Raw genomic sequence first — 12,581 nt, 5'->3', positions numbered from 1 at the left:
TCGAAGCACCTTGAAACACTGTCAATGGCCAGAGACGACGCTTGGTAACGTTACCGGCCCCGGCTACCCGACCAGCGCCAGCAGCCCCCCGATCGAGGCGTCCCCGATCGCCGCCAGATCCACGGCCGCCTGCTGCCGTTCCCACGCCTGTGACGTCCGCGCCCTGGCTGCCGCCTGTTCAGCCATCCGCGGCGTGACGGCCGGAACGTCGGTCACCATCAACCGCGCGGCCACCCCGTGCACCCAGCTCAGAAAGCTCAAGCCGTGCGCCGCCTCGATCCGTCCGCACTCCCCCAGCGCGTCCCAGTCGCGTCGCGCGATCGCCGCGCCGGCCTCCTGCGCGCTCTCGCGCGGACCGCGAAGACAGCGGTAGCCGGCCTCGGCCCCGAGCGCCAGCACGCTGCGATAGACGGCGGCTTGATTCCGCAGTCGCTCGTCCGCCAGGCCCACGTCCTCCAAAGCCGCCTCGACCGTCTCGGCTCGCAGTCCGGCGATCCGTTCGTCGTAGTGAGCCCTGGACTCCTCCCACGACGGCGCCGTGATCCACGCGGCGACGACGTCGACCTCCTCGTCGGCCAGCCGGCTCCAGCCCGGCAGCCCGCTCCCGGCTTCCTCGCACCAGACCCGCTCCACCAGCGCGGGCTGGACTCTCCAGCGGTTCCGTATCAGAACTCGAACCTGGGCACGGACCGAGGGGACCGGGCTCTCCCGCAGCCCAGCGGCCAGCCGCACCCCGTGTTCATCCTCCCCGTGCAGAGCCTGATACCAGGCATAAGCCACCGCGATCCGCTCCCGCGCCACCTCATCCTCGAGCCCTGCGATGGCATCCTCCCAGAGTCCGCGCACCTCCCCGGCCCGCCCCCGCGCGGCCAACTCGTTGGATCGGTTCCCCAAGGTCGCCGCCAAACCGCGCACCGCGTCGCGCTCCGGACCGGGCGTATCGGCCATCGTCTCCCTCGCTTCATGTCAGAGTTCTGTCACGCAGTCACCAAGTGGAAATTTCCGGACGTTTCTCCTTGTCAGCCCGCACAGTGAGATATATACAGAACACATCGAGGCCCGAACCACAAGGCGACCCAAAGGTCCGGGCTCCCATCCATCCCCGCGCCACACGGAGGTTCCGCATGCCCAAGTCCGAAGTCCTCGACCTCGCCGACCAGATCGTGCTCGAATGGCTGAGCGCGGACGAGGCGGACAGCCCGGCCGGCCCGCTGTTCACCGGCGGCAAGTACGCCGAGGCCGACATCATCGGCGCCGCCTACATCGAGACGCGGTCGACCTGCAGCTCCTGCACCGCCTCGCGCGGCAGCTTCTGCTGCTGACCGGAGTTGGCAACCCGCTTCTCCGGTGAGTTCGCCGGAGCCCTGGGCCGCCTGGTCTCGCCGTTCACGGCGGGCCTGGCGGCCCAGCTCGCCGCCATCAGGGGCCTGACCGACGGAGAGCGTGCCGCCATCACCGCCGCGGCCGAGCACGCGATCACCGAGACCGTGCACCGCAAGGTCGCCCGGGTCCTGCTGCTGGAGCTGAACGCCGCGCGCCTGGCCGGGCGGCTGACCGCCGAGGACCCCGCCGGCCGCTGGACCGAGTTCCTGGCCGTGGCCGACGACCCGGCCTTCTGGCGGGGGCTCGGCCGCCGCTACCCGACGCTGGAACGGCGTCTGGCCACCATCATGAGCCGCCGCGCCGGCGCCGCCCTGACGCTGGCCCGCCGGTTCGCCGCCGATCGCGGCGCCCTGACGGCGCTCACCGCGGGCGACCCCGGGGAGCTGCGCGATGTCGAGTTCGGCGCCGGGGACAGCCACCTGGGCGGCCAGTCCGTCGCCATCCTCGCCTTCGCCGAGGCCAAGGTCGTCTACAAACCGCGGCCGGTCGAGGCCGACCTCGCCCTGAGCCGGCTGCTCGCCACCGTCCTGGCCGGCGTGCCGGAGGCCGAGCGCATCCGCGTGCCCGCCGTCGTCGCCGGGGACGGGTACGGCTGGGGCGAGTTCGTCCCGCACGTCTACTGTGCCTCCGACGCCGAACTCGCCGCCTTCTACCGCGGCGTCGGCCACTGGCTGGCGGTGATGCGCCTGCTCGGCGGCAGCGACCTGCACACCGAGAACGTCATCGCGCACGGTCCGGTCCCGGTCGTCGTGGACTGCGAGACCTTGTTCAGCACCATCCCCGACCCGCCGCCGTCCGGCCTCGGCGCGGCCGTGGACGCCGCGGCCAAAGTGGTCGACGAGACCGTGCTGCGGGTCGGCATGCTCCCCAACCGGGGCGCCGCCCTGGGCTGGCGCGGCGTCGACTCCTCCGCGGTCGGCGCCCTGCCGGACGAGCAGCCCGCCGGGCCGATGCCGGTGATCCTGGACGCCGGCAGCGACCGCGCGCGCCTGGGCTTCACCGAGGCGACGCTGGAGACGGCCGCGAGCCTGCCGAGCCCGAAGCCGGTGCTGGCCGACCACTGGGAGCGCGTGGAGTCCGGGTTCGCCGAGGCCACCGACCTGCTCCTGGCGCTCGACGCCGCGGGGCGGCTGGAACCGGCGGTGGCCGCCTTCGGCGACTGCCGGATCCGCATGGTGCTGCGCGCCACCGACGTCTACGACGAGGTCGCGCGGATGCTCTGGCACCCGGTCTCGCTGCACGACGAGCCGGCCGCCGTCCGGCGGGCCACCGAGCTGTTCACCCGCAACGCCGAGCTGGCGGCGGCCGCCCCGGAGGACCCGGCGGTGATCGCGGCCGAGATCACCGATCTGCTGGAAGGCGACATCCCGTATTTCGGCACCACGCCTCGCCACGGCCGGTTGACCGGCCCCGGGGGCACGCACTGCCGGCCCGAGCAGGACCTGATCGCGGACGCCCTGACCGGCTGGCGCGGGGCGGACCTGGAGTTCGACCGCGGCATCATCCGCGCGACGCTGGTCAGCGCGTACCTGAACACCGACTGGTCGCCGAGCGCCGGACTGCGCCGACCGGTCTCGGTCAGCGCCCGCGACGTGCCCCGGCGGCGCCGGGCCCAGGCCGCGGAGCTGGTCCGCCGGGTCCGGGACAGCGCGACGCGCGGCGCGGACGGCACCGCGACCTGGATCTCCCCGGTGCTCAGCCTGACCGGGTGGGTGGTCCAGCCGTTGAGCCCGGACCTCTACAGCGGCCTGCCCGGCGTCGCCCTGCTCCTGGCGGCCTACCGGCGCGAGGCCGACCACGGCCGCGCCGACCCCGTCGACGGCCTGTCCGGCCTCTTGGACGCCTGCCTGCGCACCATGCGCCTGGCCGGCGACCGCTCGGCGAAGCTGCGCGCCGACGGCGTCCCGGTGCGGCCGCGCGAACCCGGCGGCTGGGTCGGTCTCGGCTCCGAGCTGTGGACCTGGCTCACGCTGCGCCGGCTCGGCGCGGTCGGCGACGAGGCCCTCGACCGGGCCCGCGCCCTGGCCGCCCAGGTCCCCGAGGCGCTCGGCGACACCGTGGACTACGAGCTCGTCGCCGGGCCGGCCGGCGCGGTCGTGCCGCTGCTCCAGCTGGCGGCGGTGACCGGAGAGCGGTGCTGGACCGACATCGCCGCACGGGTCGGCGAGGTGCTGTGCGATGCGGCCCTGGTCAGGGACCGCGGGGTCACGTGGCCGACGGCGCGCTGGCCCGAAGGCCTCGGCGGCTGCGCGCACGGCGCCACCGGGATCGGCTGGGCGCTGGCGCGGCTGGCGCTGGCCACCGGTGACCGGCGGGCGGCCGAGACGGCCCACGCGGCCTTCGCCTTCGAAGAGTCCTGCTACGACCCCGTGGCCGGCGGCTGGCGGGACCTGCGCGAGATCGAGCCCGGCCTGACCGCCAACGCCTGGTGCCACGGCTCGGTCGGGATCGCCCTGACCAACCTGGATCTGGCGCGGCGGGGCTTCCCGGTGGCCGAAGACGTGGTGCCGCGCGCCGCGGCCGCCGCCTTCAAGCTGGGCATGGGCTGGAACCACACGCTGTGCCACGGCGAGCTGGGGGTGTGGGAGCTGATGGACGCCGCGTCGCGGACCGGGTGCGCACCGCCCGGAGTGGAGCGGGAGAGCTTCGAGGCGTACATCGTGGCCAGTCTGGAGGAGAACGGAGCGATCAGCGGCATGGCGCGCGACGTGTTCTCCCCCACGATGATGTCGGGGCTCGGCGGTGTGGCGTATCAGCTGCTGCGGATGGCGGAGGGAACCGATTTGCCGTCGGTGCTCGTGCTCGACGACCCGTTCTGACCGTCGAGCCGGTCGCCCTTCTCGAAGCTCTGGCGCTGGAGCCGGTAGCCCTTGGCGTACCAGCCGTCGGCGGCCATCAGCTCGGCGTGCGTGCCTTCCTCGGCGACCCGCCCCTCGGCGAAGACGTAGATGTAGTCGGCGCATTCGGCGACGTTGCCGAGGCGGTGGGTGATCATCACGACCGTGCCGCCGTACTCGCGCAGCCGGCGGTAGAAGGCCGCCTCGGCGGCGGCGTCCAGGCTGGAGGTCGGCTCGTCGGCGATCACCAGCCCGGCACGGCGGAAGAAGCCGCGGGCCAGCGCCAGCCGCTGCCACTGGCCGCCGGACACCGACAGGCCGCCGCTGAGGCTGCGTTCCAGCAGGGTGTCGTAGCCGCGCGGCAGCCCGCTGATGAAGCGGTGCGCGTCGGCGTGGTGCGCGGCCTGCTCGATCCGCGCCTGGTCGTGTTCCGCGGTCCACTCCCCGATCCGGATGTTCTCGCCCGCGGTGAAGGGGAAGCGGGTGTGGTCCTGGTCGATGAAGGCGATGCGGGAGCGGAGGGCGTCCACGTCCATACCGGCGCTGTCGCGGCCGTCCCAGAGGATGCGCCCCGAGTCCGGCAGGTACAGCCGCGCCAGCAGCTTGGCCATCGTCGTCTTCGCGGCGCCGTTCTCTCCCACGAACGCGATCACCTGGCCGCGCCGGACGCGCAGTGAGACGCCTGCGGCGGCCGGCGTCGCCGCCCCCTGATAGGTGAAGACCACGTCCTCGACCACGATCTCCTCGAAGTCCTCCGGGACGGGTTCGGCGCCGGTGCGCGGCAGGTGTCCCGCCGCGTCCTCGCAGAAGGAGCGGAAGTCCTCCAGGTAGAGGCCCTCGGCGTAGAGATCGTTGATGTCCATCGCCAGGCTCAGCAGGGCCTGCTGCACCCGGCTCACCGCCAGGTAAGCGGTCCCGCCGACGGCCAGGGGTATCGCCTGGCGCCACAGCAGGATGGCCAGGACGGCGTAGACCACTCCGGTGAAGAAGCCCGCGATCGCGTTGCCGGCGACCATGGACAGCGTCTCGGCACGGACCAGGCGCAGCCGCTCGGTCAGGTAGGCGTCGGTGATCCGCCGGTAGCGCTCGACGAGGTAGCCGGACAGCGACAGCGCCCGCACCGAAGCGGCCGAGCTGGTCGTCACCGCGAGCGAGGTCAGCAGACTCTGCCGGCGCCGCCCCTCCACCCACCGGACGAAGACCTTGTAGTCCAGCCGGGCCACGCGCACCGCCGCCCACCACCGCGGCACCACCGACAGCAGGAGCAGCGGCACCAGGACCGGATGCAGCACCGCGAGCACCCCGGCCACACCGACGAGCGTGGAAAGGCTCTGCAACACCCGCTGCGTGACGGTGAGCATGGTGCGCGCCGAGATGGACCCGCGCTCGGCGCGCTGCGAGGCGTCCACCCAGTCGGCCTTGTCGAAGGCGACCAGCTCGGCGCGCGTGCACAGCTCCTGCAGCCGGATCATCGCCTTGGCGTCCATCATCGGCCCGAGCTGCTGGGCCAACCCATGGGCCGCGGCGTCGCACAGCGATCGCGACGCGGTCAGCGCCAGCACCACGAGCATCGACGGCACCGCCGCCCGGATCCGGTCCGGCGTCGCGCCGGCCCCGAACAGCGGCGCCAGGACGTCGGTGGTGGCGTACAGGCCGAGGGCCCCGGCGACCGAGGAGGCGGCCTGGACCACCAGCAGGGCGACGGTCCGGGCCCGGGAGGCCTCGGCGGCCAGCCGGATCGACGTCCCGATCAGCAGCGGCAGCCGTCTGGCCACCGCCCGGTAGCCGGTCCCGGCCGTGCCGACGTAGCCGGCGGTCCAGCCGTCCGGGTCCGGCACCATGTCGTCGACCACCGTCACCGGGACCGCGTCGACGTCGAACGCCCGGGCCAGCCGGGCCCACCAAGCCATCAGATCAGTCTCACCGAAAGCCCGGGCATCGTCGAGTCCTGATACGCCGCGGTCACTCTTGCAGGAACCCTGCGCGATCCTGATTGAAACTTTGCCATCCCAAACACTTGCGCGCGACGGTCTTGCTTCTTACGGTGACTCGGCGAGATCAGTCCTCTCCCCCGGAGGTGAGATGTCCCGCACGTCCCGCACTGTCCATCCCCGGCGGCTCCTCGGCGCCGTCGCCGCGGCCGTCCTCGTGCTCGGCGGCGTGACCGCGGCGAGCACCGCGTCCGCGTCGACGTCCGCGTCCGCGTCCGCCACACCGACCGTCAACACCGCGCCCTCCTACAACGGCCTGGCCCTGACCCCTCCCATGGGGTTCAACGACTGGGCCGGCTTCGAGTGCAACAGCCAGATGAACGAGACCTTGTTCACCAAGACCGCGGACCAGATGGTGTCCCTGGGCCTGGACAAGCTCGGCTACGACTACGTCAACATCGACGACTGCTGGATGCAGAAAGACCGGGACGCCAACGGCAACCTCCAGGTCGACGCGTCGCGTTTCCCGCACGGGATGAAGTGGCTCGGCGACTACATCCACAGCAAGGGCCTGAAGTTCGGCATCTATGAGGACGCCGGGTACTACACGTGCCAGGGCGCGGCCGGCAGCTACGGCCACTTCCAGCAGGATGCCGACCTGTACGCGTCCTGGGGTGTGGACTACCTCAAGCTCGACTACTGCTACCAGCAGTTGGACCAGTTCCCCGGCAAGTCGCAGAGTGAAGTCGCCCAGATCGTCTACACCGAGGCCAGCCAGGCGCTGCTGAACACCGGGAGGCCGATGGAGTTCTCGGAGTCGGCGCCGGCCTACGTCTGCTGCGAGGGACCGGACTTCGAGAACGAGCTGACGTGGCTCTACCAGCACGGCAACCTGTGGCGCTTCGGATCCGACATCTACAACGCGTGGCCGAGCGTCCTGGAGAACTACAGCGAGGGCAACACGCCGGGACTGGCGAAGTGGGCCGGGCCCGGGCACTGGAACGACGCGGACATGCTGGAGATCGGCAACGGCGGCCTGACTCTGACCGAAGAGCAGACGCAGATGACACTGTGGGCCGAGATGGCCTCGCCGATCCTGCTGTCCACCGACCTGTCCAAGCTGACACCGGCCGAACTCGCGATCGTGGCCAACCCGGACGTGGTGGCCGTCGACCAGGACCGGCTCGGCGCACAGGGCACGATCGTCCAGTCCGGCGCCGGCTATGACGTGCTGGCCAAACCGCTGGCGGGCGGCGACGTGTCGGTGGTCCTGTTCAACAAGGGCGACACCGCGCAGACGGTCAGCACGACGGCCGCCGCGGTCGGACTGCCGGGCGGCGGGGCGCCGTTCCAGGTCACGGACCTGGTGAACAAGACGCAGACCGCGAGTGACGGCGTGTTCTCCGCCGCTCTGGCCCCGCACGCCACGGCGATCTACCGCGTCCACGCCGGGGGCGACAAGCACCTGCCGATCGCCGCGTCGGCCTCGGTCGGCACGGCGGACGGCGGTCCGCTGGCGGCCGGCACACCGGCGCCGGTGACGGTGTCGTTCAGCGACGACGGGTACTTCGACGCCCAGCAGCCCTCTGTCACGCTCAAGCTGCCGCCCGGCTGGACCGCCACACCGGCCTCGGTGACGCTGAAGAACGTCAAGCCGGGCACCTCGGCCTCGGCCACGTTCCAGGTCACGGCGAGCACGCCGCCCCCGGGGAAGGTGACGACCACGCTCACCGCCTCCGTCGCGTACCGGGACCGCGGGATACCGGCGACCGCCACGGCGGATCTGTCGAACGTCACGAACACCCCGTTCCCGAACCTGGCGGCGGCGTTCAACAACGTGGCCGTCAGCGACGAGACGAACACCGCTCCGGGGAACTTCGACGGCGACGGGGACAGCTACTCGGCCCAGGCGCTCGCCAAGGCCGGCGCCACACCGGGCGCGGTGATCACCTCCAACGGCGCGACGTTCACCTGGCCGGGCTCCGCAGCCGGGACGCTGGACAACGTGGCCGGCAGCGGCGTGATGGTGAACCAGTCCGGCCACGGCTCCAAGCTCGCCTTCCTCGGCGCCGAAGCGGGCTTCACCAGCGACACGGTGACCGTGACCTACACCGACGGCACCACCAGCAGCGGCAGCCTCGGCTTCCCGAACTGGTGCTGCGCCCCGACGAACAGCTACGGCGCGACGCCGGCGATCGTCACGGACCATCGGAACACGCCCAGCGGACCGGCGAACTTCGGGATCCACTACGACGTGTTCTACAACGCGATCAGCATCGATCCGGCGAAGACGGTGAAGACGGTGACGCTGCCGAACGACGCCGCGATCCACGTGTTCGCGATGGCGGTGCAGCCGTAGGAAGGGATTGATTCACAGGGGATCGCCGTCGGCTGCGATAGCCGGCGGCGATCCGTCTTCATCGCTACATCTCCCGATGTAATCCATCGGAGCGATTCGGTGCGCGGCCGTCGGCGCTAGGTTCGGATCCAGATGCCACGGATGCGAAGGAAGCCACTGATGCCGACCAAGCCGCTCATCTGGAAGCTCGCTTGGGGTGTGTATTACCTCGTCGCCGCGGTCGCCGTCGCCTGGGCCCAGCCTTGGCATAACGCGAAGTCCGCGGCGGAAGTGCGGGCTGAAGCAGGCATTCCAGCGGATGCTTGGTTCGTCGCTCACGTCGACGGCTACTCTCCGGGCTCGTATTCGCACCTCGCGACCGGAGTCCCTTTCATCGCGTACAACAATGCCGAGTTCTCACTCCAGCGCGTAACAGACGATCTGATTCTCGAGTCGTGGCCGGTCGCGGAGGCCGGACCGTGTGACGAGGTGCCGAGCGGCGGCCTCGGAGGGACCGTGCAGTGCGTCGCCAATGCCGATGGGACCTGGTCGGCCGGCGATACCTACGAAGACGCGTTCCTCATCACGCGCCGCGGTTCCCGCTTTGTGATGCTCGGCGTGTCGGCCTTGTCCGACGATCCGATCGATCCCGGCAGGCTGCCTGAGATCATGGCCTCCGTGCACGTCGCCGACGATCACGAAGTCTTGGCGTCGGCCGACGGGAACTGACCCGTCGGCCGACGCCGAGACGTAGGCGAACTCTGATCCGCTAGGACCAGGACCAGGACCAGGACTAGGACTAGGACACGGTCACCGAGTCGATGTTCGCGGCGCCGCCGGAGGTGGTGCCCGCGATCCGGATGGTGTTGGCGCCCGCGTTGAGGGGCACCGAGATGGACACGGTGGACCAGGTGTCCCAGTCGGCGGTGACCGGGAAGTCCAGGGTGCCGTGCGAGGTGCCGTTGACCGAGATGGTCGCGGGGCGGGCGCCGCTCGTGCCGTCGGAGTACCGGATCGTCAGGGTCTTGGTACCGGCGGCGGAGACGGTCACCGGGATGTCGACGTACGCGCCGGCCGCGTTGGCGGTGTTGGCGAAGCCGGTGCCGGTGAAGCCGGAGTGGTTGTCGTCGAAGGTGCCGCCGGCGGACAGGGTGCCGCTCTCGGCCTCGAACAGGGTGCCGCCCGGCGGCGGGTTCGTGCCCGCCATGGCCGCGCCGAGGGTGTCCAGGGCCTTCTGGACCAGGGCCTGCGCGTTGTTGTTCAGGTCGGCGTTGGCGCCGTTCACGACCCAGGACGGGCCGGAGAACATCACCACGGTCACGCCGTTGTCCACGCCGCCGGTGGTGCCGCTGCTGGGGATGCCGAGCAGCTGGGCCGCCTTCACGGACGCCTCGCCCAGTTCGCGGGAGTCGTTGTCCGAGGTGGTCTGGTCGTTCGCGGTCTGCGTGTCGCCGAAGATCGAGCCGATGACCTTGCCGTTGTAGAACATCAGCGCGAACTGCCGGCCCGACATGCCGTGTTCTTTGTAGAAGAAGTGCGGGCACGGGGTCTTGCGGTCCCAGCAGTCGTCGCCCAGCACGAAGAACGGCACGTGGTGCGCCGCCAGGGCCTTGCCGTTGCTGTCGTGGAACGTCGTGTCACCCTGGTGGTCGGGATCGGGATCCGGGTCGCTGCCGTCGTCGTCGATGGCCATGCCGGAGGAGTAGGCGTAGACGCCGGTCGCGACCTGGTAGACGTTAACGTTCTGGGCCCGCGTCATGGTGTTGATGTGGGGCTTGGTGTTGACCTGGTTCGCGGCCGTCGAGTTCTTCTTGACGCCGGCCAGGACCTCGGCGGCCGTGTACGAGGTACCGGCCTGGGCGCCGGCCGGGCCGGCCGCGGCGTGGGGCGCCGGGGAGGCGTGGGCGTTCGCGATGGCGAGCTGGGTGGCGAGCGCGAAAGCTGCGGTGGCTGCCACAGCTAGGCGCGTACGGCTCGAGGACATGGGGTGGGGGACCTCCGTCTTTCGTTAGTAAAGTTGCCTAACGGGAATCGAAGCACCCGTACCCCGGTCGCGCAATCGTCTTCACGAGATCGTCTTCAAGGAATCTTCATCGAGCCGGGCCGCGACCCGCCGAGCACGCCTTCCAAGGGTTCGGCGGCCGGTCAGGTTACTGAAACACCCCCTGATCCCTCATGGTCCGCGGCAGCCCGAACATCGCCGCGATCCCGATCTCGAAGTGCGTCAGCTCCCTGACCCGGTCCCCCGCGTACGCCACGACCAACAGCCCGATGCAGTGCAGCAGCCCGGTCACCGGATCGCGCGCGTACTCGCCCCAGGCCGGGTGGCCGTTGGCCCGCGTCGGCACCATGTGCGTGATCTGGCTGCGGTGCGGGTGCACGGCGGCGAAGAACCGGCGCGCGTCGTCCAGGCCGCGGTACTCGAAGGCGAGCGGGGGCATCCGGACCCAGACGTCGTCGGTCATCAAAGCGATCAGGGCCTCGACGTCATGGCTCAGGAACGCCGCGACGAACCGGTCCGTCAGCGCGACCTCCTGGGCGCTCCCCGGCGCCGGGGCGGGCGGCTCGGCCGAGCGGGACGCATCAAGAGTCGCCCGGGCGCGCTTGAGCGCGCTGTTGACGGCGCTCTCGGTGAGGCCGAGCAGGTCGGCGGCCTCGGCGGCGCGGTAGCCGAAGACGTCGCGCAGCAGCAGCACCGCGCGCTGGTTCGGCGGCAGCAGTTGCAGCGCGGTCATGAACGCCAGGGACACGGCTTCGCGCGCCTCGTAGCGGGCTTCGGGCCCCGGCGCACCGTCCGGCAGTCCGTCGAGGAGCAGGTCCGGATACGGCTGGAGCCAGGGCACCTCGCCCAGATGGGACAGCTCCGGCACCCAGCCGGCCACCGGCGTAGCGGCCGTCACCGCGGCGGCCGGCCGGCGGGACGTCGTCCGCAGGGCGTTGAGACACCGGTTGGTGGTGATGCGGTGCAGCCAGGTCCGGATCGACGAGCGGCCCTCGAATCCCTCCAGGCCCATCCACGCCGCGAGGAGCGCCTCCTGCAGCGTGTCCTCGGCGTCCTGGAGCGAGCCGAGCATGCGGTAGCACAGCAGGTGCAGCTCGGTTCGATAGGGCTCGACCAGCTCCGCGAAGGCCTCGCGGTCGCCGGAGCGGGCTCGGTGCAGCAGTTCCGCTGACATGGGTCACCTCCGTCACCACCATCGACACCGCCGGGCAGCGGAACTGGGCGGTCCCGCGGCGCCCAGTTTTCCGCAGCGGCGCTGTCTGTGATCGGTGTAAGGCCCCATCGGACTTGATCGGAGCAAGCACACCATGACCGATACGAACCGCACCGACCCCATAGCCGGCCGGACCGTCCTCATCACCGGGGCCAACCGCGGCCTGGGCCAAGCCCTGGTCGAGGAGGTCCTGCGCCGGGACGCGCGGCACGTCTACGCCGCCGCCCGGCGGCCGCTGGCCCACTCCGACGAGCGGGTCACCCCGATCCTGCTGGACGTCACCGACGAGGCGCAGGTCGAGGCCGCGGCCAAGACCGTCGAGGACCTCGACGTGCTGATCAACAACGCCGGGGTGTCGACCCCGGAGGAGATCGGCGACCGCGCGTCCCTGGACCGGCACCTGGCCGTCAACCTTTACGGACCGTGGGCGCTCACCCGGGCGTTCCGGCCGCACGTCACCCGCGCCCACGGCACCGTCGTGAACGTGCTGTCGCTGGCCGCCATCGCCTCGCTGCCGATGGCGCCCGCCTACTCGATGTCCAAGGCGGCGGCCCTGTCGCTGACCCAGGCCACCCGGGCCCTGCTGGCCGCCGACGGGGTGCGCGTGCACGCCGTCATGGCCGGGCCGATCGACACCGAGATGTCCCGCGATCTGCCGATCCAGAAGACCCCGCCGGAGACCGTGGCCCGCAACCTGCTGGACGCCGTCGCCGCGGGCACCGAGGACATCTTCCCCGACCCCTGGTCGGCGGAGCTGGCCGAGGCCTGGACGCACGGACCGGTGCGCAAGCTCGAGCAGGACAACTCCGCCCTGCTCGCGCAGCTCGGCTGAGCCGGAGGCCCCCCTCCCTCAGGATCGAACGAGCTGTGAAGGGTG

The 12,581-nt window shown here is 71.2% G+C and carries 9 protein-coding genes; 5 read left to right on the top strand and 4 right to left on the bottom strand.

What is annotated here, in order from left to right; genetic code table 11:
• Positions 1-63: 63 nt before the first annotated feature.
• Positions 64-948 (bottom strand): hypothetical protein, encoded by an 885-nt coding sequence (locus tag ABD466_RS25795; protein ID WP_344659752.1) that lies wholly within the window; start codon positions 946-948, stop codon positions 64-66.
• A 176-nt stretch (positions 949-1,124) separates the two neighbouring features.
• Here ABD466_RS25795 and ABD466_RS25790 point away from each other — a divergent pair, with 176 nt between their 5' ends.
• Together ABD466_RS25790 and ABD466_RS25785 are read left to right on the top strand one after the other, a co-directional pair.
• A complete protein-coding gene (locus ABD466_RS25790; RefSeq protein WP_344659751.1) occupies positions 1,125-1,322 on the top strand; it encodes a DUF6229 family protein in 198 nt (65 codons plus the stop codon).
• 6 nt (positions 1,323-1,328) lie between these two features.
• Positions 1,329-4,202 (top strand): type 2 lanthipeptide synthetase LanM family protein, encoded by a 2,874-nt coding sequence (locus ABD466_RS25785; protein ID WP_344659750.1) that lies wholly within the window; start codon positions 1,329-1,331, stop codon positions 4,200-4,202.
• Here ABD466_RS25785 and ABD466_RS25780 read toward each other — a convergent pair.
• Complete coding sequence (locus ABD466_RS25780) at positions 4,136-6,130, bottom strand: ABC transporter ATP-binding protein (protein WP_344659749.1); 1,995 nt, start codon at positions 6,128-6,130, stop codon at positions 4,136-4,138. The two genes, ABD466_RS25785 and ABD466_RS25780, sit on opposite strands and share 67 nt — an antisense overlap.
• A 172-nt stretch (positions 6,131-6,302) precedes the next feature.
• Here ABD466_RS25780 and ABD466_RS25775 point away from each other — a divergent pair, with 172 nt between their 5' ends.
• Positions 6,303-8,510: an NEW3 domain-containing protein gene (locus tag ABD466_RS25775; protein WP_344659748.1), complete on the top strand. Its 2,208-nt coding sequence runs from the start codon at positions 6,303-6,305 to the stop codon at positions 8,508-8,510.
• A gap of 159 nt (positions 8,511-8,669) precedes the next feature.
• The gene (locus ABD466_RS25770; protein WP_344659747.1) at positions 8,670-9,218 is read left to right on the top strand and encodes a hypothetical protein; all 549 of its coding nucleotides are present in this window, start codon (positions 8,670-8,672) and stop codon (positions 9,216-9,218) included.
• A gap of 70 nt (positions 9,219-9,288) precedes the next feature.
• Here ABD466_RS25770 and ABD466_RS25765 read toward each other — a convergent pair whose 3' ends face one another.
• Together ABD466_RS25765 and ABD466_RS25760 are read right to left on the bottom strand one after the other, a co-directional pair.
• Positions 9,289-10,446 (bottom strand): glycoside hydrolase family 75 protein, encoded by a 1,158-nt coding sequence (locus ABD466_RS25765; RefSeq protein WP_344659746.1) that lies wholly within the window; start codon positions 10,444-10,446, stop codon positions 9,289-9,291.
• Between the two features lie 193 nt (positions 10,447-10,639).
• Entirely contained in the window at positions 10,640-11,665 is a 1,026-nt protein-coding gene (locus ABD466_RS25760) for an RNA polymerase subunit sigma-70 (protein ID WP_344659745.1), read from the bottom strand.
• Positions 11,666-11,798: 133 nt separating this feature from the next.
• On the opposite strand from ABD466_RS25760, the gene ABD466_RS25755 reads away from it, so the two are divergent.
• On the top strand, positions 11,799-12,536 hold the full coding sequence (locus ABD466_RS25755) for an SDR family NAD(P)-dependent oxidoreductase (RefSeq protein ID WP_344659744.1): 738 nt from the start codon (positions 11,799-11,801) through the stop codon (positions 12,534-12,536).
• The last annotated feature ends 45 nt before the right edge of the window (positions 12,537-12,581 follow it).

It is taken from the genome of Catenulispora subtropica, from assembly GCF_039531675.1.
Lineage (GTDB): Bacteria > Actinomycetota > Actinomycetes > Streptomycetales > Catenulisporaceae > Catenulispora > Catenulispora subtropica.
Note: the sequence above shows the minus strand (reverse complement) of the source record. Positions and strands in the feature narration are given on the sequence as shown.

Coding starts and splice junctions, on each gene's coding strand:
- ABD466_RS25795 (WP_344659752.1), bottom strand. CDS start 948: ATGGCCGATACGCCCGGTCCGGAGCGCGACGCGGTGCGCGGTTTGGCG.
- ABD466_RS25790 (WP_344659751.1), top strand. CDS start 1,125: ATGCCCAAGTCCGAAGTCCTCGACCTCGCCGACCAGATCGTGCTCGAA.
- ABD466_RS25780 (WP_344659749.1), bottom strand. CDS start 6,130: ATGGCTTGGTGGGCCCGGCTGGCCCGGGCGTTCGACGTCGACGCGGTC.
- ABD466_RS25775 (WP_344659748.1), top strand. CDS start 6,303: ATGTCCCGCACGTCCCGCACTGTCCATCCCCGGCGGCTCCTCGGCGCC.
- ABD466_RS25770 (WP_344659747.1), top strand. CDS start 8,670: ATGCCGACCAAGCCGCTCATCTGGAAGCTCGCTTGGGGTGTGTATTAC.
- ABD466_RS25760 (WP_344659745.1), bottom strand. CDS start 11,665: ATGTCAGCGGAACTGCTGCACCGAGCCCGCTCCGGCGACCGCGAGGCC.
- ABD466_RS25755 (WP_344659744.1), top strand. CDS start 11,799: ATGACCGATACGAACCGCACCGACCCCATAGCCGGCCGGACCGTCCTC.